Here is a 21899-nt window from a genome sequence, read left to right on the forward strand (position 1 = left end):
GGGCCTCAGGCGGCACAGACCGCGCGCAGCAGTTTGAAGCTGGTCAGGCTCGCGGCCAGATCCAGCGGTGTCATGTCGTCATCGTTTGCGATGTTGGGGTCCGCGCCAAGTTCCAGCAGCAGATGAACCAGGCCATCCTTACCACTGGAAGCGGCGTAGGCCATGGCGGTATTGCCGGCGGGGTTACGATAGTTGGGGTCGCATCCAGCCGCGATCAGTTCGCGCACGCAGCCTTCCGATTCGGCGTAACAGGCGGCCCAGACCGCATTGTTGCCGTAACCGTCCAAGGCAAAGATATCCGCACCGTCGGCGAGCAACTGCATCAGTATGTCGGCGCGCCCCTGGCGGGCGGCCAGGATCAGAGCACTGTCGCCGTCAGAATTGGGCGCGGTCGCGCTCTCGAGGTGGTTTTCCTTGAGCCATTGCACATCTGTCATCGAGGACTCCTCCGGGCTCACTGCCAGGCAGCGTACCCGTCCTTGAGGCTGTATACGTCGGTGAAGCCAAAATCGCTGAACATCTCCGCCACATGCTCGCTGGCGTGGCCGTGGTAGCAATAGATCACCATCGGACGAGCCTTGTCGCCCTTCATCAGCAGGCTTTCACGCAGCCCCTCGTGCAGATGCAGTGCGTCTTCGATATGGCCAGCGCGGTAATCTTTCACATCGCGGCAGTCGAGCACCATGGGGGTGCTCTGCTGCAGCATCGGCTTGAGTTCACTGACGGTAATCGTCTTGAACTTGCTCATAGCTGGTCTCCTCTGTGGCGGGCCTGGGGAATCAGTTAAGAGTGGTCGAGGTGTAGCTGACGGTTTCCATCGGCACGCCGATCAGACGGTCGACCAGTTCAAAGTACTCTTCGCTGGTGAAGTCCGCTTTCTGACTGGTGAAGAACTCCTTGGCGTTATCTATAGCATCCTGCATTGCGGCGATAACAAAGGCTTCGGCGTGGGTGGAACCCAGCATCCGGCCTGGCACCGAGGATTCGATACGCAGCGTTCGGGAAGCGGGGTCGTATGAGTGAAAGCGCATCCCTTCAAACCCTGGCAGTTCAGACTGACCGGGCATGAGGAAATGCAGATCCACGTTGGGGGCACTGCTCTGAACCGTGTTCTGTCGCAGTTTGGCGAGGCCGGCCGCCACGCGGGTCAGGGCTTTGCTGAACGGGGTATCGTCAAGCCGGCGATCCGGCAGGTATGCACCGATGAAAAGAGCCATAACATTCCCTCCTGAGTGTTCGTAGCTTCACTAAGCAGGGAGCAAAACATTTGCCACAGATCAATGTTTTAAGATAATTGATATAAATCATAAGCTTAGGCAAATATGGGCAATAGGACGGGGATACCAAAGAAGTCGGTTCTGTTACAAAGCCTACAAACGAGGTTGTATTGGCTGTGGTGTATCTGCCCAATGCACGGTGCTTTCGAATCGTCTATCATCGCCGCCTTTGCTTAGAAAAATAGTGCGTAAAAGCGTTAGAAAAATCCCAGCCAAATAGAAGATAGGGAAAAAGAGTGATGCTCGAGCTGAAAGACCTGTTCTGGCTGTTTTTGACCGGGTGTCTCTGTCTGATCTGGTGGCAGGGCCAGAAGGTTCGGGAGATCGCGTTGCGCGAGGTACGCCGGCAGTGTGAAAAGATGGATCTGCAGCTGCTCGATGAAAGTGTCGGTCTGAGGGCGCTATGGCTCAAGCGTGCCGATGACGGCAAGATCCGGGTCTGGCGCCGCTATCACTTCGAGTTCACCTCTACTGGCGATGAACGTTATTCCGGCGAGATCATAACTCTTGGCCACAAGGTGACCGGGTTCAATGTTTCACCCCACCGAATCGGGTAGCCTGTTACCTCAGATAATCTGGTCAATTAAATTCAGAGCCACTAATATCCGGGTATGAAAAAGAGTCTCCCCACCCTGACACTTGCCGCATTGATCGGTTTTAGCCTCCTATCAACAACAGTCGAGGCTGAGGGTATACGTCGCATCGTGCATCCCGATGGCCGGGTGGAATACACCAACATGAGCCCGAAGGAAGCCAGCAAACGACTTTCCGGTGGCCACCGTAACGAGACTATCTACAAGTATCGTCGCCCTGACGGTATCCTCGCCTTCACCGATGAGCGCCCCCTGCATATCCGCGAGTACGACGTCCTCCGGTTCGACTGCTACGCCTGCGCCCCGGGATCGACCATCGACTGGCACACCACCCCGCTCAACCGCGAAGCCTTCAGCAACGCCGTGGCCACCGCCTCTAAAACCTTCGGTGTCGACGCATCCCTGGTACGCGCAGTGATCCACGCCGAATCGGCCTTCAACCCCAAAGCCCTCTCTCACAAGGGCGCCATGGGACTGATGCAGCTGATGCCCGGCACGGCAAAAGACCTGGGCGTGGAAGATGCGTTGAACGAACAGGAAAATATCAGCGGCGGCGTACGTTATCTGGCCGCTCTGCTGGAACGCTACAAGGGTGATACCACCCTCGCCACCGCCGCCTATAACGCCGGCCCCGGCGCGGTCGCCAAATACAATGGCGTGCCGCCCTACGCCGAGACCAAGGCGTATGTCGAGCGCGTTGGTATTTTGCAGAAGCGCTACGCGCAGGTGCAGTAACCGCCACAATTCGAAAGTATGAGACACGACCCCATGCCGATTGAACCTAGTGCCACAGTAATCCAAAGCCACGGCGGTTGATCGCGACGGGGGCGTCGCTCCTACAATCCCAGAGATTGGTTGGTCCTCAACAACATAGCTCTGTCTCGAAAGTAGGAGGCGCGCCCTCGCGCCGATTGAACCTCGTGCCGCAGTAATCCAAAGCCGCGGCGGTTGATCGCGACGGGGTCGTCGCTCCTACTATGGCCCACTTCACGGCGTCCCCCATGCAAACGGTCATTACGCCGAAACGCAAAAAGGGCCCGAAGGCCCTTTTAGCTACTGCGTGTAGATATTAGCGGCTGGCCATCTCTGCCGAAGACGGCAGTTTGAAGGTCCAGACCGAGCCACCCTGGTTCAGGTGCTTGATGCGCTTGGCAACTTCGCCACCCCAGAGCGGTACCGCACCACCCCAGCCGGAAACCACGGAGACGTACTGTTCGCCATCCATTTCCCAGGTGATCGGCGAGCCGACGATGCCTGAGCCGGTGTTGAACTTGTACAGCATCTCGCCGGATTTGGCGTCGAATGCCATAAGGTAGCCTTCTGGGTTACCGGTGAATACCAGGTTACCCGCGGTTGCCAGAACGCCACCCCACAGAGGAGCGTAGTTCTCGTAGCGCCAGGCTTCTTTGCCGGTTTTCGGATCGATGGCGCGAAGAACACCGATGTATTCTTCGTTGATCGGATGGATGGTGAAGCCAGCACCCAGGTAAGCCGCGCCTTTCTTGTAGTTGATCGGCTCGTTCCAGATGTCCATTTCCCATTCGTTGGACGGCACGTAGAAGTAACCGGTGTCCTGGCTGTAGGCCATCGGCATCCAGTTCTTGCCGCCGAGGAAGGACGGAGCAGATTTCACCACCTCGCCTTTTTCAGCGTCAGCCGGGTTACCCGGGCGGTTGGTGTCGTCGTAGATCGGGCGACCCTTGTCGTCCAGGCCTTTGGCCCAGGTGATCTTGTCGACGAACGGGAAGCCACGGATGAAGTCGCCGTTTTCACGGTTGAGGACGTAGAAGAAGCCGTTACGGTCAGCGGTCGCCGCTGCTTTTACGGTCTTGCCGCCATCTTCATAGTCGAAGGAGATCAGCTCGTTCACACCGTCGAAGTCCCAGCCATCGTGCGGCGTGGACTGGAAGTGCCACTTGATGCTGCCGTCATTTGGATCGATTGCCAGGCGTGAAGAGGAGAACAGGTTATCGCCCGGACGCATGTGGGAGTTCCACGGAGCCGGGTTACCGGTACCCATCAGGATGGTGTCGGTGTCCGGATCGTAGTAGCCGCCCAGCCAGGTTGCGGCGCCACCGGTTTTCCAGAGATCGCCCGGCCAGGTTTCGCCGGCTTTACCGCCAGAGATACCGTTTTCGACCTGCTTGCCATCCTTGTAGACGTAGCCCATGTGGCCTTCGACGGTCGGACGGGTCCAGACGATGTCGCCGGTAGTAGCGTCGTAGGCTTCGACCTTACCGACCACACCGAACTCGCCACCGGATACACCGGTAATGACCTTACCCTTGATGATCATCGGCGCTGCAGTCAGGGAGTAACCTTCCTGGTAGTCAGCTACGGTTTTCTTCCAGACGGTTTTACCGGTGTCCTTGTTCAGGGCTACCAGTTTGGCGTCCAGGGTACCGAAGATCACCAGGTCGCCGTACAGCGCAACACCACGGTTGATCACGTCACAGCACGGCATGATGCCGTCCGGCAGACGGGCGTTGTATTCCCAGAGTTCTTCGCCGGTTTTAACGTCAACAGCGAAAACGCGCGAATAGGAACCGGTGACGTACATGACACCATCTTTCACCAGCGGCTGGGATTCCTGACCACGCTGTTTTTCACCGCCGAAGGAGAAGGACCATACCGGGCGCAGCTCCTGGACGTTATCGGAATTCAGTTTGGTCAAAGGGCTGAAACGCTGCCCCTGAACCCCCAGTCCGTTGGTGACCACATCCTCCGTGGTCATCTGGTCGTTCAAAATATCTTCGTCGGTGACACCGGCCTGGACAACGCTGGCCGTAGACATCGCTGCAACCAGGGCAGTCACTGCAAAGCCTGTACTGAGCCCGATTCGTTTCATTTTGATCTCCTTGCGGATAATTCTTATTAGTTTCGGGTTTTCCCGTGCAACCGGGAGCTGATCCCGATTCTGAAGCTATTTTTGATGGCGGCCGCTAAACCAACAACTGACCGGCCGAAGCAGTTTTCTCGTTATTTGGTAGTAATACCTCGCCGGTGACGGTATCGAACTGCAGCAGTTGAGCGCCGATCCGATCTGCGTCATCCGGGTTGTGGGAGACCAGTACCAGCGCCATCTTCGGGCGCTTTCTAAGCAGTTTTTCGACCAGCCGAAGCATCCGCAGGGCGGTTGACGGGTCCAGGGAGACGAGGGGTTCATCGAGTAGCAGCAGATCCGGCTCCAGCGCCAACGCCCTTGCCAGCGCCACCCGTCTGGCCATACCCAAAGAGAGCTCGCGCGGATAACGGCAGGCCGCATCCAGCAGCTCCACCTCATCAAGCAGATCCAGCGCCTGATTCCGGCATGAGCACACCATACGCAGGTTTTGCTCCACCGTACGCCAGGGCAATAGCCGCGGTTCCTGAAACATATAAGCGATCTTCGGCTCGGGGTCCGCAAGTCTGCGCTGGCCTTTGAACGCCCTGTCGAGGCCTCCAATAATATTAAGCAGCGTGGTCTTGCCGCAGCCGGATGGCCCCACCAGCGCCAGCCTGTCCCCCGCCGATATCTGCAGATTCAGGTTGCCCAGCAGGCGTTGGTCATAGCCTTTTTCTTCAAGCTCCAGCTCAAGCATGTTGCATCTCTCCCTGCCAGCGCCGTGCCCTCTTTTCCAACGGCTGCAGCACTCCCCATTCGATCAGCTGCACGATGGCGATAAAGCTGAAGCTGTAAGCCAGAATCGAGGTTACATCGAACAGCTGAAACGCCAGATGGAGCTGAAAGCCAACGCCGTCCGAGCGCCCCAGGAGTTCAACCACCAGTACAATCTTCCAGATCAGCGCGAGACCGGTGCGCATGGACGCCATCAGGTAGGGGAAAAGCTGAGGCAGCCAGAGATCGCGGATGCGCTGCCAGCGGGTGAAACGGTAAGCCTCGGCCATCTCCTCGAGCTGAGGGTCCAGGCTTCGTGCGCCCTCGCGGATTGTCGCAGCCACGTTGGGCACTTTGTTAACGATAACCGCCAGAACCGCGGCGGCCTCCACCAGCCCCATCCAGACATAAAGCAGGATAATCACCACCAGGGCTGGCAAGTTGAGAAACAGCAGCAGCAAGGGATCCAGCAGTCGATTGGCGCGCAGAGAACGCCCCATCACCCAACCCAGCAGTGTCCCTAGAATCATCGCACAGACAAAGGCGATGGTGACCCGCCTGAGCGTGACGCCGAGATGATGCAGCAGAGCGCCGCTGCGCCATTCGGTAACAATGCTCTGAAACACGGCAACAGGCCCGGGCAGCATCGGATCGGCAATCAGGGTCGCAGCCAACTGCCAGATGCAGACCAACCCGGCGGTTACCGCCAGATAATCACGCAGACGACTGCTCATTGTTGGGCCTTACTCTGGTAGAGAGTTAACCCCTGCCCCTGACTAACCCCCTGAAAAATGGCCAAAGGAAGGGGGTGTTTCTCGTGCCGCAGATAGGGCCAGGCGCGGTTAGCCGATTCCAGCATGGCGGCGCTGAGAAGCGCCTCGGGCTCCCCGGAACGATAGCCCTGACGCAGCGCCTGGAATGACGCATCGTCGTTCACCCGCATCAGCGGGCGCAGGGTTTCCCAGGGTCTATCCTCACGCAGGTCAGATTTTGAAGCGTAGATAGAACTTGCAAAGTTTGATGCAAGCGTTTGATTTTCAACAACCCATTGTTGATTTGCCAGGTAGCCAAGTAACGGCAGACGGCTGTCGAGGCCCAACGACTCACTGATAGAAACGGCGCTGATCGCCGGCTTGAACTGCCCGCTCGCTTCTAACCGGGCGGCAAAATGCCAGAAGGTCAGCAGAGCATCGAGCCTCCCCGCTTCGAGCTCTCGGCTCAGCAGAGGCGGCGCACCGAAACTCACTTCCGCCGCTTGCGCGAGGTCGATCCCCTGCTTTGCCGCTGCAGCGTTAAGCAGCTGCCAGCTTTTACCCTGAGGACCACCTGCCACTCCAATTCGCTTGCGACGCAAATCAGCTACCGAAGCGATGCCACTATCGGTGGGTACCATGATTTCGCCGATGCGAGTGGAGAAAGGAATAAACCTGAGAGGCGCGCCCTGAAGAGTACGTTCGGCAGCCCAGACCCAATCACCGACGATCCAGTCCACATTGCCGGCGGTCAGTGCAAGACGGCCAGCGGAGCTGTTGGCCAGGGGCAGAAGTTCCAGCTTATAGCCGTGTTTCCGGTCGAGTCCTGCCTGCTGTATATGAGCCAATTCCCAGTGGGCGGTGCCAAACTGCAGCATGCCGACCCGCACCTTGGGTAGCTCATTCGCAGCTGCGTCTTTCGCTGCATAAAGCGCCGCAGGCAGGTAGAGGGCCAGCAAAATCAGGATGCGAAACAGTGTAGCCATGGTGACGCTCTTATTAGAGTTATGGGTTATCCCACACGCTAATTGGATGCGTCACTCTACCCCATACTACTTTGGACCCTGTTTTGTCTTTTCAACGCCCGCCATTGGTCTTAGCCGGCAGTTTAGACACTCAATTTCTAGGCTCGCAGTTTTAGGCGCTCAGTTTTTAGGCACTCAATAGCCAAGGTTGAACCAGCCAACGCCCTGACCGGATACGGCCATGACCGCGCTGTTTCGCTGCTGATAGTCGGGGTTTAATATCTCGGCTTTTGCCAGCGCAGCCACAAAGACCAACGCCAACATCAGTCTCAGGGTGGGGAAAAACCATCGAAAGGAGGAGTGCCCGCCATTCTCGGATCGAGATGACGAACGGATAGAGGCCTGTGCGTCCGTTACTGATTTTTTCATCGCTAAGCCTGCGTAATTATTTTTTTATCGGCTAGTGTCGCTGCCCTCAGGGAACAGCGGATTCCTGCAGTTTAGGCGGCCTTAGCGATGTTGCGTTGACAGAAAACGACAATCGCTTGATAAAAAGTGTCACCCCAGGGCTACGAGTGGCGCACGACATAGAAAACGCATAAAAAAGCCCGGACCGGCCGGGCGTCGCAATAACGACAGGAGTAACAACAACGAGGGTTGTAAGGGGCTATCAGGTAGTCAGCTATCAGTTACAGGCCATCAGTTACCGGCTAGTTACAGGCCATCAGTTACCGGCTATCAAGGCGTATCCAGGTACAGGCTCGGGCTCTCGTAAGTCACGCCGTAACGAGCGAAGAGCTCAGCCATGCTGCCATCACGGATCATCCGGTCGAACAGGGTTTCCACCGCGTAGCCCAGGTCTCTGTCTGCTTCGCCCACGGCGATGCCTATATCCCAGGCCTGCTTACCCATGTCCGGAAAGCCGTTTTCAGCGAGTCGGTAGCGATCGCTGTGATCGTTACTGACCAGCCAGTCGATTTCACTGCGCATCGCCATCACGGCAGACACCTCACCCTCTTTCATCGCTGCAAAGGCGACTCGCGGGTTGGTGTAATGGTGGGTTTTCTCACGCATCCGCCCCTGCAGCGCAGAGGTCATGTAAAACGCCGGTAGACTGTCGACTTCAACGCCGATGGGGTTGTACTGGAACTTGGCCAGCGTGCGCACTGAATCGAGCTTTTCGCTATCAAAGGCGAGCTGCCAGCGCTCCTGGTGATAGGGAGACATCATCACGACAAGATCGTTGACGATCAGTCCCACATCATCGCGCTTCATCGAGTAATCCCGATCGTAGGGAACACGCATCATCACGTCGGCGACGTTTTTCATCGCCAGCGGATTGTCTTCATCCTTGTCGAGGTAGTGGCCTTTCCAGACATTGTTGCGAAGGTCGTCGTCGAGGGTCTCGTCAGGAGTCATCCAATGCACGCGCATGGAGACGCCGAGTTCCTCTGCGATCGCTTCACCCAGGTCAACATCGATGCCTGCAGGCTTGCCGTCCTGCTCGAACGAGTAAGGTGGGAAGTCGCGGTAGACGCCGATACGGACAAAACCGGAGTCGACCACATCATCATAAATACGCGCCTGGACATCGCCGCTGCCAAGCACCATCAGTGCCGGCAGCAGGCAGCTTCCGAGGGCGGCCGGGAGCTTATTCCATTTCATCGTGCCGAACATCCAGGTAGCTCTTGATTGCCCAGAGCGCCTCCTGGCTCAGGTAATCGGCCATCTTCGGCATGTAGACCTTGCCGTCACGTACGGCACCGTTAATGACGCGGTACTTGTACCAGTCATCACCATCAAAATCCGGTGCCAGCAGGCGCAGATCCGGTGCAATACCACCGGAGATCGCTTCCAGGCCGTGGCAGCGTGCGCAGTTCTGGTTGTACGCGGAAGAGCCGATTTCAACGGCACGCTCGAACGCATCGGTGTCGCGGTAAGGGTTGGTATCAGGCCATTCCTGGCCCAGCGTCGGCAGACCATCGGTGTTTACGCCCTGAGGGGTAACGTCACCATGGGCCATCGCCAGAGAGCTGCCACCCAGCGCCACCAGCGCGGAAAGAGTCAGTGCAGGAATAGAACGTCGCTTAGCCATAATTTCTCACCCGTTATTGTTATAAATCTGCTGTTTTAGTCGGCAGCCAGTGCCGAGAGTGCATCGAGGTTGGGTACACACGAGAACACTGTATTGGGAGACATAATGGCCGAGGCGGCGCTATCCGTGGATTGCACCTTGGCAGGTTTGGGTGGGGTCTTTAGTAGTAGTTCCGGGTAGCGATTGGGAGAAGATTCGGCGGTTAGCTAGCCGCTTTCACGGATCTTTTATCGGTTGATTTTAAGATATGTTATCACATAACATTCCGTCGATTTTATCGTCCCCCAGGTGCCCAACTACATGAAAAACAAGCTAATAACCGTATTTCTAGGTGGTCTGGCGCTGCTTCCAGCCGCCGTTACTGCCGAGCCGAACCAGCAAAATACCGTCAATATCCAGGCTGCGTTCGAGTTCTCAAGCCTCGATCCGACCCGCTCGGGTTTCGTCTTTACCCGTATGCAGGTGCTCGAAACCCTGCTGAACGTGGATAGCCAGGGCGGCCTGCTACCAGGTCTTGCCAGTGAATGGAGTATTGAAGATGGGGGCAAGCTGTGGCGCCTGACGCTGCGAGACCAGGTTCACTTCCATGACGCCAGCCTGCTTACCGCCCAGCAGGTTGCCGATGAACTCAATCGCGGCCTGAATAAAATCAGCGCACTGCGAGGATTACCGATTACATCGATCAATGCCAATGCCGACAACCAGGTTGAGATTAAACTCAGTGCCCCCTATCGCCCGTTGGGGGCCGCCCTCGCCCACTACTCCACGGCGATCCTTGCCGATGCCGCCTATAACGATGCTGGCGAAGTCACCGCCCTGATCGGTACCGGGCCGTTCTCGGTACAGGAGATCGCCGTACCGCACAAGCTGGTGGTCGAGCGATTCGATGATTACTGGGGCAAAAAAGCGCAGATCGAATACGCCAGTTACCTCACTGGCCACCGTGCAGAGGCTCGCGTGCTGCAGGCACGCAGCGGTCAGGCCGATATTGTCTTCGGGCTCGATCCTGCTTCAGTACCGATGCTGAAACGTCTGCCCACACTGGAGATTGTGCGCTCCGACCTGCCCCGTACCCTTGCGCTCAAGCTCAATGCCGGGCATCGCTTTATCGCAGAGCCCGAGGCCCGTCAGGCGCTGAGCCTGGCCATCAACCGCCAGGGTATCGCGACCGCCATTCTGCGAGCGCCGGATGCTGCCACCGATCAGCTGCTACCCGCGTATATGAGCGACTGGTACCTGGACGGCCAAAGCGAAGCTTACAACCTGGAAAAAGCCGCCGGGATGCTCGCCCAACTGGGCTGGACCAAAAACAGCGAAGGCTGGCTGGAACGTGACGGCGAGCGCTTTGAACTCGATCTGATCACCTACGCAGACCGCCCGGAACTCACCACCGTGGCCACCGCGGTTCAGGATCAATGGAAGCAACTGGGCGTCAAACTGAACGTTAACGTCACCAACTCCAGCGCCATCCCCTCCGGTCACAGCGATGATTCCCTGGAGGTCGCCCTCATTGCCCGTAACTACGGCATTATCGCCGACCCGCTCGGCATCCTGCTGAAGGACTTCGCCAGCTCCGACAAAGGCGGTGACTGGGGCAGCATGAACTGGTCCAACACCTGGGTACCGGAAACGCTCAACGCAATGGTCAGTGATAACGACGCCGCGCATTACCAAGAACAGGCCCAGAGTATCGCTGAAGCGCTCTACAACGAACGCCCGCTGATCCCGGTCGCCTCTTATGTTCAGCAGACCGCCATCAACAAGCGCTTAAGCGGCTTCCGCTTTGATCCTTACGAGCGCAGTTACTTTCTTAACGAGCTGAGCTGGAAATGAGACTTCGCAATCTACTGTTAAAACGCCTGCTGCAACTGCTGGCGGTTTCCTGGGGCGTGGGAACCCTCACCTTCCTATTGATGCGCGCCCTGCCAGGCGATATGGCGTATCGCATCGCCGCCGGTCGTTACGGCATGGACGCGGTGGACAGCGATGCCGCGGCGCTGGTGCGTGAAGAGCTAGGTCTGGATCAGGGCGCCTGGAGCACTTACTGGAGCTGGCTCGGCGATCTGCTGCAATGGAACCTGGGTAACTCCCTGGTCAGTGGCCAGCCGGTCAGTGAATCGCTCTGGCATATGCTCGGTCACTCCCTGCTGCTCGCCGGTGCGGGAATCCTGCTCGCCGCGCTGATCGCCATCCCTCTGGGACTGGCCAGCGCCTACCACGGCGGCTGGCTGAATCGCATTTTGCTGACACTTTCGACCGGCATGCGTGCCCTGCCTGTGTTTGTGATCGGCCTGCTCGCGGTGGTCGTTTTTGCGCTTGAGCTGAACCTGCTGCCTGTGGCTGGTTTCGGCACTCCGGCTCATCTGGTACTGCCTGCACTCACGCTGGGGCTGAGCCTGGCGGCCATCGCCAACCGCGTGGTGCATACCGAGGCCGAGCGAGTCTTCAACGCACCGTTTTACGAGTTTGCCCAGACCAAGGGGCTCTCGGCCTGGCAGGCGTTCCTGCGCCACGGCGTGCGCAATATGTCTGTCCCTGTTGTCGCGTTCTTTGGCGTACAGCTGATCACCGTGGTGGAAGGCGTAGTTATGATCGAATCCCTTTTCTCCTGGCCGGGTATCGGCCACGGCCTGGCACACGCCATCTTTGCCCGGGACATTCCACTGATTCAGGGGGCGGCGCTGATGATGGGAATCCTGTTTGTGCTGCTAAACACCCTGGTTGATCTTGCCTGTTACTGGCTTGATCCGCGCGGAGGGCAACTGGCATGAAACTGAGCTATCTATCCACCTCGCAAATATCCACCTCGCAAATATCTACCTCCCGTCTATGTGGAGCAGTGCTCCTTCTCCTGCTATGCGTATACGCTTTCGCGACGCCGCTACTAAGCGCGCAGGATGCGGCCAGCCAGAATCTGAGCCAGATTCTCAGCCTGCCGGATGGCAATAGCTGGTTCGGTACCGATCATTTCGGTCGTGATATGTGGGTGCGCCTTGCGGATGCTTTGCGGCTTTCACTCTCCATGGCGGCACTCTGTGTACTCACATCCGCCGTAATCGGCGTCACCCTCGGCATCCTCGCAGCTACGGGTCCTAGCTGGGTTGACCGTACGCTCGACGGCGTGACCACGCTGATCCTGGCCCTGCCGGGCCTGGTACTGGTGCTGATTTTCGCCGCCATCGTGCCCGGTTCGTTCTGGATGCTGTACGTGGCGATTTCACTGATTCAGTGGATTGAGTATTTCCGCGTCACCCGCGCCATTACGCAACGTATTGCGAGATCTCCGGAGGTTCAGTCATCGCGGCTGATGGGATTTGGCGCGTTCTACCTGTTCCGTCGTCATTACTGGCCCGCTATCGCACCACAACTGGTGACACTCGCCTCCTTCGGCGCTGCCAGCGCGATTCTGATGATGGCTTCACTGGGTTTTGTCTATGTCGGCATCCAGCCGCCACTGGCAGAGCTGGGGCTGATGATCGTGGAGCACTTCCCCTATTACAGCGACGCGCCCTGGCTACTGGCGCAACCGCTGATCGCACTGGCGCTGGTGGTGCTCAGCTGCCACCTGCTTGGAGGTAAAAAGGCGTCATGAGTCTAATTTCAGTCGATAAACTCGCGGTTTTCGTGGGCGATACTTGCCTGCTGGAGCCGATCAGCTTCACCCTTGAAGCCGGTGAAAAGCTGACAATCCTTGGCCAGACCGGCTCGGGGAAAAGCCTGCTGGCCCAGGCGATCATGGGCAACCTGCCCAAGGGATTGAGAACCGAAGGCGAGATTCGCCTGTTCAACAGCCCCGCGAGCGCTAAATCACGGCGCGAACTTTGGGGCCGCAGGCTCAGTATGCTGCCGCAGGAACCCTGGAACGCGCTTAACCCTCTGATGAGTGCCAAGGCCCAGCTCGCAGAAACCTACCACCGTGTCCGCGGCGATAGTTACGATGCTGCGCAGCAGAACGCTGATTACACCCTGGAGCTTCAAGGCCTGGGCGAGAGCCGTCATAAACGGGTCGACCAGCTTTCAGGTGGTATGGCGCAGCGTGTCGCCATCGCCTGTGCCATGGCCGGTGGCGCTCCCCTGCTGCTGGCGGACGAGCCCACCAAGGGGCTGGATGTAAACCGCCGCGATCAGGTGGTTGAGCAGCTGATCTCCCAATCGCAAACCGGGGCACTGGTCACCATCACTCATGATGTGGCCGTGGCCCGGCAGACCGGCGGCCGCCTGATGGTGATCAAGTCTGGTGAATTGATTGAACATGGCGAGGCCTCGCAGATTCTCAACAATCCGCAACAGGCCTTTACCCGGGAGTTGATCGCCGCTGACCCGCAAAGCTGGCCGACACCTGAGCGAAAGCCACGCCCTGAAACTTCAGTGCTGATGGAAACCGAGTCTCTGGCGATCGGCCGCGGCGAGCAGACACTGGCAAAGGATCTTTCATTCAAGATCCATCGCGGTGAAGTGATCGGCGTGGTCGGTGACAGCGGCTGCGGCAAAAGTACCCTCGGCGACACCCTGCTGGGACTTCAGCCGAGCTATGGCGGCAAGATCAAACGCCACTGCAGCAAAACGACACACCGCTGGCAGAAGCTGTATCAGGATCCTACCGCTGCAGTCTCCCATGCGGTGAGCCTGGGTACACTGCTTAACGATACGATCAAACGCCACCGCATCGATAAAAGCCGGGTGGCGCCGCTGATGGAACGGCTCGGACTGGCAGAGGCGCTGCTCACGAGGCGCGCCGACTCTGTCTCCGGTGGTGAGCTGCAGCGCTTCTGCATGCTGCGTGCGTTGCTGCTCGATCCGGTATTTCTGTTCGCCGATGAACCCACATCGCGGCTGGATCCTATCACCGCCCAGTCGGTGAGCCAGTTACTGGTGGATGTCGCTCGCGAAACCAACTGCGCGGTGATGCTGGTCAGCCATGACCCGCATCTGATCGAAAAGCGCTGTGACCGGGTGGTAAGGATCTAAGGCCTGGCGTACGAAAAACGCCACTTCACCTGTGCTGGTTGAAGTGGCGTTTTGGTTGGCGCAAACCCAATCAGAGGCTAAGCCGGATTCTTAAAATTTCTCTCTGTAACTCAAAGCCCCTTAAATCCCGGGTTCTGACACCAGTATCGGAGAAATAGGTGGGTTGGTAACTCTCACCCTGAAAGTAAGCCTCTTCGAGATCGGCAATCTGGTTGTTGGCCTCGATAGTTGACTGTATTTCGTGGATGACGCGGTAAAACTGCGCCGGAGTTCTGTCGGCGCGCTCATTCTCGCTCGCACGGATATGCGCGCCGCTGGCAACACTGGCAAAAACAGAGATGGTCAGTAAAACCGATAAAGCGACCACAAGCAGAGCATTTCCCTGTGGTGCATAAGGTAGCGCAAGGATGGACATGTCCGCCTCCTTCGATTCACCCCCGGCAGACATGGAAACAGACATGACTGACTGGCGTATATGATTCGGTCGGCGGTCCGAATGGCTTAACAGGTTAGCGCTTAGGCAGGCAGCGGCGGTTTAACGCTTGGCATATTTTCCTGAGAACGCTTTCCTTAAATCACTTTCTTGAAGTCAGTGTTATTAAAAATACTATAGCCTCAAATCCCCAAGATGAGGGATTGCGCAGTGGAACCTCGCCCGGCGCGGGAGCATTCCGGCCTGTGCCCTGTGGCATAGACCGGTCAAAGATCTAGGTAAGACGATCAAACGATGGAGTGATGAACCTCATCGCTGACAATCGCCTGCACATGCAGTTCACCATTAACGACACAGGACTTAAGAACCGGCACATATTTGATCGCATGTTCCGTCTGCATATGCTGATCCAGCGCCGCCTGATCCTGCCAGAGCTCCGTGAACACCAGCTGATCGCCATCCACATAGCAGCGGTACATCTCACAGCCGGGTTCAGATTCACCATACTGGTTCTGAAAGACATCGATCACTTCTCGCAGTGTCTCGTGCATGCCCGGTTTCACTTCGGCTTTTACGGTAATAGAAAGCATCATTTCACCCTTGTCTGAGTTCCTGGCCGACAGACTCGGCCAGTAATAAAGGCTAAAGGGCGAATACTCGCCCTTTAGGTTGGTTAGTGTTCGGCGCTTAAAGCAAAAGGAATCAGAAGGTCGCCGCATCGATCACATAGCGGTAACGCGCCTGCTTGTTCACGACGTTTTCCCAGGCTTCGTTAATCTGTTCAGCGGTTATCAGCTCGATCTTCGGCAGCACATCATTGCTTGCGCAGTAATCCACCACCTCCTGAGTCTCCTTCATACCGCCGATCAGTGAGGTATTAAAATTGACCCGCGATGCAGCCAGGCTGATGGCGCTCAGGTTGATCTCGTAGTCGATCGGCATGCCTACCAGCGTGAAGGTGCCATAGGGCTTAACGGTGCTGGCGTATGCGCCCACGTTGAACTGGTAAGGAATGGTGGCGATCATGTAATCGAGCTGGCCGCGGTAGTTGTTCAGCGCCTTCAGCTCATCGTCCACCACGATCACCTCTTTGGCGCCGAAGCTCTTGATGTCATCCACCTTGGACGCCGACGTAGTAAAGGCGTAAACCTCGGCTCCCTTGGAAGCCGCAATTTTCACCGCCATATGCCCAAGGCCACCGATACCGGCCACACCTACCTTGGTGCCCGGTTTAAGGTCGGCGCGCATCAGTGGCGAATAGGTGGTGATGCCGGCACAGAGCAACGGTGCCGCCTGCTCAAAGCTGATGCTCTCCGGGACATGCACCGCAAAGTGCTCTTCAACCACGATATTGTTGGAGTAACCGCCTTGCGTAATACCGGTGGGCGAGCGCGGGTCAGGATTGCCATAGGTAAACAGCGTATCCGGCAGGTACTGCTCCTCATCGGTGCTGCACTCTTTGCAGCCGCCGACCATACAGCCGACGCCGGCCCGGTCCCCTACTTTGAAGTTGGTAACCTTGCTACCCACCGCAGCAACGATCCCGACCATCTCGTGCCCCGGCACCTGCGGATAGCTCTGCGGCCCCCAGTGGCCCTTCTCCTGGTGGATATCGGAATGGCAGATGCTGGCAAACTTGATATCGATAAGCACATCATTGTCGCCCACCGGACGCCGCTCGAACGTCCAGGGCTTCAGTACTCCCGATGTATCGAACGCCGCGTAACCGCGCGACATGATCTTGCCAGCACTGCCCTCCTGGCTGGCGAAAGCGGTCATGGGGCCAGAAAAAAGCATGCCCGCGCCAACTGCGCCCGCCGCCTTGATCACCTTTCTGCGTGATTGATTGGTATCTTCGCTCATGGTCTAACCTCCCTGGTCAGATTAGTCGGTTAAGCGTTAAATCCTTCCGATGTGCAGAAAATCCACACGCTCGGTTTATCGCTTTAACCAAGCTACCCCAGGAGCAGCCAGCAGCCATAGCACGTTACGGCCGCTTTGTTGCACGATCCTGCAAAGGTCCGCCGAGTAATGATCGGGCGCAAATAGCCAACGTGAGACAAAAGGAAAACGTTGATCCGGGAACCACCCGCCTCACCACCAGAGCTTTCCCGGCATTCAGAATTGCGAACTCTGCTCAGCGTCAGCGGCTATAAAGCCCCATAAATAGGGGCTGCACACCTGTCTCTTAAACACTTACAGCGAGTCGTAATCGGCGGTTTTCGACGCCTTTATAGACCTGTTAGCTAAAGGTCTAATATAAGTTTTTCAAATGCAGGAGAGAGATTAATAATATTTTAACAATGTTGCGCCCAACCCTATGCTGAGTTTCGACCTAACAGACTCAGTTCGGGAAGTTACATGGCGAATGCACTAACTTTTGAGGTTCTTCGGAACCTGATTGGCTTTGATACCACCAGCGCGAACTCCAATCTTGCGCTGATGGGCTACATCCAGACGTTTCTTAATGAGTACGGCGTCGAAAGCCAGTTGATCTACGATCAAGAGGAGAAAAAAGCCAACCTGTACGCCACTCTCGGCCCGAAAGACAAGCCGGGCGTGATGCTCTCCGGCCATACCGATACCGTTCCGGTCACCGGCCAGAACTGGCAGAAAGCCCCCTACGAACTGACTGAAGAAGAGGGTCGCTACTACGGCCGCGGCACCAGCGATATGAAAGGCTTTATCGCGGTGGTGCTGGCGGCGGTCCCCGAGATAGTTAAACAGGACCTGCATACGCCGATCCACCTTGCGTTCTCCTATGACGAAGAGATCGGCTGCGTGGGAGTGCGCCGTATGATCGATACACTGAAGCAACACCCTCTCAAACCCGGCATCTGCATTATCGGCGAACCCACGCTGATGCGGGTTGTCACCGCACACAAGGGCAAACTCGCCGCCCGGGTGACCGTGAAAGGTAAAGAGTGCCACTCGGGCATGGCGCCTTGGGGCGTTAACGCCGTTAACTATGCGGCGCGGCTGATCACCTGGCTGGAAAAACTGGCCCATAAAAAGCGCGATCAGGGCCCGTTCGAAAACGGCTACGACATCCCCTACAGCACCGTGCATACCGGCACCGTGCACGGCGGCACAGCACTGAACATCGTCCCCAACCAGTGCTCATTCCTGTTCGAGATCAGAAACATCGCCAGCGACGATCCCCGCGCCATGCTGGCCGAATTCCAGGCCTATGCCGACAGCCTTGTGACCGAGATGCGCCAGATCGACGCCGGCTGCGACATCGCTATCGATATCACCACCGAATATCCGGGGCTGAGCACCGCCGACGACGCAGAGGTTGTCTCCTTCGTGCAAAGCCTGACCGATGAAAAAACACGGGGCAGCATCAACTTTGGTACCGAAGGCGGCCTGTTCAGCCAGGTACTGGGCGTGCCCACCGTGGTGTGCGGCCCCGGCAGCATGGACCAGGGCCACAAACCCGATGAATTCATCCATAAGAGCCAACTGCAAAGCTGCGAGCTCTTTATGGATCGACTCATACGCCAGCTAAAGGCGTAGCAACCCGGAAGGTAAACGCTTCGGTCTTCGACCGGGATATAACTCGTCTTATATCCCCTCGCAGGTCAAAGCGTTTGTCATTCACCTGAAAGTTAAACTAGAACAACTAATCAGGAGACAACTATGTCTGAATCCCAAACGCTAACGGCGGACGCGTCCTGTACGGTGGAAAGCAAGAAAGGTTTTAGCAAAATACTCGGGCTAGGCTCATTGCTGGCGGTTGCCGTCGGCCTGGTCGTATCCCAGGGTGTCATGGTCCTTATGCTACAGGGTGCAGGTATCGCCGGGCTCGGCTTTATCATCCCCCTCGCCATAGGTTTCCTGCTCGCCCTTACCTACGTGTTCTCGTTCTCTGAACTGTCGCTGATGATCCCCCGGGCCGGCAGCCTCAGCAGCTACACCGAGGTGTCCATCGGTCACTTCCCCGCCATTCTCGCGGTATTCTCCGGCTACGTTGTAGTCGCCATGTTCGCGCTCTCCGCTGAACTGCTGCTGGTCGACTTCATCATCGAGAAGATCTACCCGGGCGTATTCCCGCCGATGACCCTTGGCTTTGGCCTGCTCGGCGTATTTACCGTGCTCAACCTGATGGGCATCGATATCTTCGCCAAGCTGCAGTCTGCGCTGGCGTTCATCATGGTGGTGGTTCTGCTGCTGCTTGGCCTGAGCGCCGTAGGCGGTTTTGCCAACCCGCATCCGGCCGGTATCGAACTGACCGCCGACTGGAACCCGCTCGGTGCCGGTGTGATTTCACTGGTTGCGCTGGCTATCTGGGGTTACGTGGGCGCCGAGTTCGTCTGCCCGCTGGTTGAAGACGCCAAGGACCCCGAGCGTAATATCCCGCGCTCCATGATCATCGGTGTCAGCATCATTTTCGTCACCATTGCGATCTACTGCCTGGGCGCACTGTTCTATATCCCGGCTGACGAGCTCGCCGCCTCCCCGCTGCCGCATTACGACTTTGCCAAAGCGGTGTTTGGCGATACTGGGCTGATCTTCCTGGCCGTGGCCGCGATCACCGCCACCTGCAGCACCGTGAACACCTCACTGGCCGCCATCCCCCGTATGCTTTACGGCATGGCGCAGAATGGCCAGGCGTTCCCGCAGCTGAAGAAGTGCCTGCCCGGCACCAACACTCCCTGGGTCGCGGTACTCTTTGTCGCCGCGATCACCGGCCTGCCGATGATCTTTATGGGCGACAACCCGGATGCTATCGGCCTGCTGCTGATCTCTGCCGCTATCGCCTGGCTGATCGCCTACATCATCACCCATATCAACGTGATGGTGCTGCGCAAGCGCTACCCGGACCTGAAGCGCCCGTACAAAACCCCTTTCTACCCGCTGCCGCAGATCTTCGGTATCGCCGGTATGGTTTACGCCATCTACTACGCCTCTCCGGCACCGGAACTGAGTGGCCAGATCTTTGGCGCCGCCGGTATCGTGCTGGCCGTGGTCTCCGTGATTGCAATCTTCTGGGTGAAAGTCGTTATGAAAAAGCCGCTGTTCAAGCCCGAGCCGATCGAAAAGGCCTTGAACGCCGAGTAACGCTTTAACCAGGCTCAGCACAACATAAAGCCCCCACAGCGTTAACCCTGCGGGGGCTTCTTTACGGGCGCTCTGCCTGCATCAGTTTTATTAATCTATATCAGTAAAAAATAATATTTTATCAATAACCCGCCACTGGATAAGGTTGTAGGGGTCAAATAACTAATATTAAAAATTCTGGATAAGAAGTTCTGGAATCGAAATTCAAGAGTACTCTCGAAAATGCCCAACAAGCAAACAACCGATATGCAGCAGGTGTGGCAGCAGGACAGAGACCACTACATCCATCCCTGGACTGATTTTTCAACCTTCAAAGAAGAAGGCTCGCTTGTCCTCGCCGACAGTGACAACGTGCACGTCAAAGATGGCGAAGGCCGCGAATACCTGGACGGCATCGGTGGGCTTTGGTGCGTTAACATCGGCTATGCCCGTGAAGAGATGGCACAGGCGATCGCAGACCAGATCCGTCAGATCCCCTACTACTCTTGCTTCGGTCACCACACCACCGTGCCTGCAGCGCAGCTTGCCGCCAAACTGGCCGAGCTGGCGCCGGGCAACCTGAACCACGTGTTCTACGGTTGCGGTGGCTCCGTGGCGAACGATACCGCCGTACGTATCATCCACTTCTACTTCAACCAGCTGGGTAAGAAGAGCAAGAAGAAGATCATTTCACGCATCGACGGCTACCACGGCAGCACCTACATGGCGATGTCGATCACCGGCGTGAAGTTCGATCACATCGGCTTTGATATCGAAGAGCAGCTGGTGTCCCACATCTCCTGCCCGAACCCCTACCGTCGTCCGGCCGGCCAGAGCCTGGAAGAGTTCTGCAACGAGAAAGTGCAGGAGCTGGAAGACAAGATCCTGGAACTGGGCCCGGATAACGTGGCCGCGTTCTTCGCCGAGCCGATCATGGGTGCCGGTGGCGTTATCGTGCCACCCGAGGGCTACCACAAGAAGACCCTGGAAGTGTGCCGCAAATACGGCGTGCTTTACGTCTCCGACGAGGTGGTCACCGCCTTCGGCCGTCTGGGCCACATGTTCGCCTCCGAAGCGGAGTTTGGCATAGTGCCGGACATCATCACCTGCGCCAAAGGCCTGACCTCAGGCTACCTGCCGCTGGGTGCGACCATCCTGTCTGACGAAATCTACGACGTCATCAGCAAGCCCCAGGCGGACGGCGCCCTGTTCACCCATGGCTTCACCTACTCCGGCCACCCGGTCAGCTGTGCAGCCGGCGTGAAGAACATCGAGATCATGGAACGCGAGAATCTCTGCGGTCATGTGAAGGATATGGGCCAGTACTTCGAAGACCAGGTGAAAACCCTGATCGACCTGCCTATCGTCGGTGATGTGCGCGGCCGCAAGTTCATGATGTGCATCGAGAACGTAGCGAACAAAGAGACCAAGGAACTGATCAACCCGGATGCCAAGGTCGGTAACCGCATCGCCGACCACTGTCAGGCTCGCGGCCTGATCGTACGTCCGCTGGCACACATGAACGTACTGTCTCCGCCACTGACCCTGACCAAAGAACACATCGACTTCCTGGTTGCCACCCTGCGCGAAAGCATCGAGGCCACCATGGAAGATCTGAAAGCCGAAGGCTTTATCTAATCACTCCCTGTCAGTGCCGCTTATCGAGGAGCCTTCGGGCTCCTCTTTTTTTCCCTGCGGAAAGTCTCCCAATCGTAGGAGCGGCGCCCCCGCCGCGATCACTCCCCGCACGCTCAAACGACTCCCGCGCCCTGCTCTGCAATTCGCCGCGTTGATGCAAAGCATGGAACCAACAGACAAGCCCAAACCCGCGGATTTTCAGCAGTGCACTTTCACGGCCAATGATCCATGCTAAAAACATCTAAGATACAACTCAGGCTCAACACAGGCTCTACACAGGGAAAATTTCATGAGCAAATCAATCAAGGTTCAAGTGAAGCATAAGAGCGACGCCCCCGAAGACCCGGCGGTGACAGCCAAGCACGACGAAGCACTGCACTTCGTCCAGGGGCTACGCAAGAAAGGCGATAATGTGAAGGTGATGGTAGACAAGCTGAACGAGCACGGTCATTTACGACCGGATGGCCAGCCTTGGGATTACGACAGCCTGAACAGCTTTATTCATGAAGAGAAGATTTGATGAGCTAACACAACAAC

Annotated in this window: 23 protein-coding genes; 10 read left to right on the top strand and 13 right to left on the bottom strand. The window is 57.2% G+C overall.

The annotated features are described in order from the left end of the window. Positions 1–5 precede the first annotated feature (5 nt). The 3 genes from C4S72_RS04735 to C4S72_RS04745 are packed head-to-tail and all read right to left on the bottom strand — an operon-like array spanning position 6 to position 1217. Positions 6–437, bottom strand: coding sequence for an ankyrin repeat domain-containing protein (locus C4S72_RS04735; protein ID WP_104001887.1), 432 nt, complete (start codon positions 435–437; stop codon positions 6–8). Positions 438–454: 17 nt separating this feature from the next. Beyond that, positions 455–748 carry a rhodanese-like domain-containing protein gene (locus C4S72_RS04740; RefSeq protein ID WP_104001888.1) on the bottom strand — a complete coding sequence of 98 codons (294 nt, stop codon included), beginning with the start codon at positions 746–748 and terminating at the stop codon, positions 455–457. Positions 749–779: 31 nt separating this feature from the next. Beyond that, on the bottom strand, positions 780–1217 hold the full coding sequence (locus C4S72_RS04745) for a F0F1 ATP synthase subunit gamma (RefSeq protein ID WP_104001889.1): 438 nt from the start codon (positions 1215–1217) through the stop codon (positions 780–782). Positions 1218–1516: 299 nt separating this feature from the next. Here C4S72_RS04745 and C4S72_RS04750 point away from each other — a divergent pair, with 299 nt between their 5' ends. Together C4S72_RS04750 and C4S72_RS04755 are read left to right on the top strand one after the other, a co-directional pair. Further along, positions 1517–1834: a DUF3301 domain-containing protein gene (locus tag C4S72_RS04750; protein ID WP_104001890.1), complete on the top strand. Its 318-nt coding sequence runs from the start codon at positions 1517–1519 to the stop codon at positions 1832–1834. A gap of 54 nt (positions 1835–1888) precedes the next feature. After that, positions 1889–2605 carry a lytic transglycosylase domain-containing protein gene (locus C4S72_RS04755; protein WP_104001891.1) on the top strand — a complete coding sequence of 239 codons (717 nt, stop codon included), beginning with the start codon at positions 1889–1891 and terminating at the stop codon, positions 2603–2605. Positions 2606–2939: 334 nt separating this feature from the next. On the opposite strand, the gene C4S72_RS04760 is transcribed toward C4S72_RS04755, so the two are convergent. The 7 genes from C4S72_RS04760 to pedF form a co-directional block, all read right to left on the bottom strand. Beyond that, a complete protein-coding gene (locus C4S72_RS04760) occupies positions 2940–4718 on the bottom strand; it encodes a PQQ-dependent methanol/ethanol family dehydrogenase (protein WP_104001892.1) in 1779 nt (592 codons plus the stop codon). 94 nt (positions 4719–4812) lie between these two features. After that, entirely contained in the window at positions 4813–5451 is a 639-nt protein-coding gene (locus tag C4S72_RS04765) for an ATP-binding cassette domain-containing protein (protein WP_104001893.1), read from the bottom strand. Beyond that, positions 5444–6202 carry an ABC transporter permease gene (locus C4S72_RS04770; protein WP_104001894.1) on the bottom strand — a complete coding sequence of 253 codons (759 nt, stop codon included), beginning with the start codon at positions 6200–6202 and terminating at the stop codon, positions 5444–5446. Before C4S72_RS04770 ends, C4S72_RS04765 begins: the two co-directional genes overlap by 8 nt. Next, positions 6199–7206 (bottom strand): ABC transporter substrate-binding protein, encoded by a 1008-nt coding sequence (locus tag C4S72_RS04775; protein ID WP_104001895.1) that lies wholly within the window; start codon positions 7204–7206, stop codon positions 6199–6201. The genes C4S72_RS04770 and C4S72_RS04775 overlap by 4 nt, the downstream gene beginning before the upstream one ends. 174 nt (positions 7207–7380) lie before the next feature. After that, a complete protein-coding gene (locus C4S72_RS25590) occupies positions 7381–7614 on the bottom strand; it encodes a hypothetical protein (RefSeq protein WP_146071859.1) in 234 nt (77 codons plus the stop codon). 309 nt (positions 7615–7923) lie between these two features. Continuing rightward, a complete protein-coding gene (locus C4S72_RS04780) occupies positions 7924–8850 on the bottom strand; it encodes a substrate-binding periplasmic protein (RefSeq protein WP_235009046.1) in 927 nt (308 codons plus the stop codon). After that, the gene (pedF, locus tag C4S72_RS04785; protein WP_104001896.1) at positions 8837–9280 is read right to left on the bottom strand and encodes a cytochrome c-550 PedF; all 444 of its coding nucleotides are present in this window, start codon (positions 9278–9280) and stop codon (positions 8837–8839) included. The genes C4S72_RS04780 and pedF overlap by 14 nt, the downstream gene beginning before the upstream one ends. A gap of 300 nt (positions 9281–9580) precedes the next feature. On the opposite strand from pedF, the gene C4S72_RS04790 reads away from it, so the two are divergent. The 4 genes from C4S72_RS04790 to C4S72_RS04805 are packed head-to-tail and all read left to right on the top strand — an operon-like array spanning position 9581 to position 14248. Continuing rightward, positions 9581–11113 (top strand): ABC transporter substrate-binding protein, encoded by a 1533-nt coding sequence (locus tag C4S72_RS04790; protein ID WP_104001897.1) that lies wholly within the window; start codon positions 9581–9583, stop codon positions 11111–11113. After that, on the top strand, positions 11110–12051 hold the full coding sequence (locus tag C4S72_RS04795; RefSeq protein ID WP_104001898.1) for an ABC transporter permease: 942 nt from the start codon (positions 11110–11112) through the stop codon (positions 12049–12051). Before C4S72_RS04790 ends, C4S72_RS04795 begins: the two co-directional genes overlap by 4 nt. Continuing rightward, positions 12048–12872, top strand: coding sequence for an ABC transporter permease (locus C4S72_RS04800; protein WP_104001899.1), 825 nt, complete (start codon positions 12048–12050; stop codon positions 12870–12872). The genes C4S72_RS04795 and C4S72_RS04800 overlap by 4 nt, the downstream gene beginning before the upstream one ends. Beyond that, positions 12869–14248, top strand: a complete 1380-nt coding sequence (locus C4S72_RS04805; protein ID WP_104001900.1) for an ABC transporter ATP-binding protein — start codon at positions 12869–12871, stop codon at positions 14246–14248. The genes C4S72_RS04800 and C4S72_RS04805 overlap by 4 nt, the downstream gene beginning before the upstream one ends. A 70-nt stretch (positions 14249–14318) precedes the next feature. Here C4S72_RS04805 and C4S72_RS04810 read toward each other — a convergent pair whose 3' ends face one another. The 3 genes from C4S72_RS04810 to C4S72_RS04820 all read right to left on the bottom strand — a co-directional run bounded on the left by C4S72_RS04810 (position 14319) and on the right by C4S72_RS04820 (position 16544). After that, positions 14319–14663 carry a hypothetical protein gene (locus C4S72_RS04810; protein ID WP_104001901.1) on the bottom strand — a complete coding sequence of 115 codons (345 nt, stop codon included), beginning with the start codon at positions 14661–14663 and terminating at the stop codon, positions 14319–14321. A gap of 305 nt (positions 14664–14968) precedes the next feature. Further along, complete coding sequence (locus C4S72_RS04815; protein ID WP_132288575.1) at positions 14969–15271, bottom strand: putative quinol monooxygenase; 303 nt, start codon at positions 15269–15271, stop codon at positions 14969–14971. Between the two features lie 112 nt (positions 15272–15383). Continuing rightward, on the bottom strand, positions 15384–16544 hold the full coding sequence (locus C4S72_RS04820) for an NAD(P)-dependent alcohol dehydrogenase (RefSeq protein ID WP_104001903.1): 1161 nt from the start codon (positions 16542–16544) through the stop codon (positions 15384–15386). 498 nt (positions 16545–17042) lie between these two features. On the opposite strand from C4S72_RS04820, the gene argE reads away from it, so the two are divergent. The 4 genes from argE (at position 17043) to C4S72_RS04840 (ending at position 21882) form a co-directional block, all read left to right on the top strand. Then, positions 17043–18200 carry an acetylornithine deacetylase gene (gene argE / locus C4S72_RS04825; RefSeq protein ID WP_104001904.1) on the top strand — a complete coding sequence of 386 codons (1158 nt, stop codon included), beginning with the start codon at positions 17043–17045 and terminating at the stop codon, positions 18198–18200. 123 nt (positions 18201–18323) lie between these two features. Then, positions 18324–19745: an APC family permease gene (locus tag C4S72_RS04830; RefSeq protein WP_104001905.1), complete on the top strand. Its 1422-nt coding sequence runs from the start codon at positions 18324–18326 to the stop codon at positions 19743–19745. A gap of 222 nt (positions 19746–19967) precedes the next feature. After that, positions 19968–21362 (top strand): aminotransferase, encoded by a 1395-nt coding sequence (locus C4S72_RS04835; protein ID WP_104001906.1) that lies wholly within the window; start codon positions 19968–19970, stop codon positions 21360–21362. Positions 21363–21651: 289 nt separating this feature from the next. Further along, the gene (locus C4S72_RS04840) at positions 21652–21882 is read left to right on the top strand and encodes a hypothetical protein (RefSeq protein WP_104001907.1); all 231 of its coding nucleotides are present in this window, start codon (positions 21652–21654) and stop codon (positions 21880–21882) included. Positions 21883–21899 lie beyond the last annotated feature (17 nt).

Source organism: Marinobacterium lutimaris (assembly GCF_900108065.1).
Classification (GTDB): Bacteria; Pseudomonadota; Gammaproteobacteria; order Pseudomonadales; family Balneatricaceae; genus Marinobacterium_D; species Marinobacterium_D lutimaris.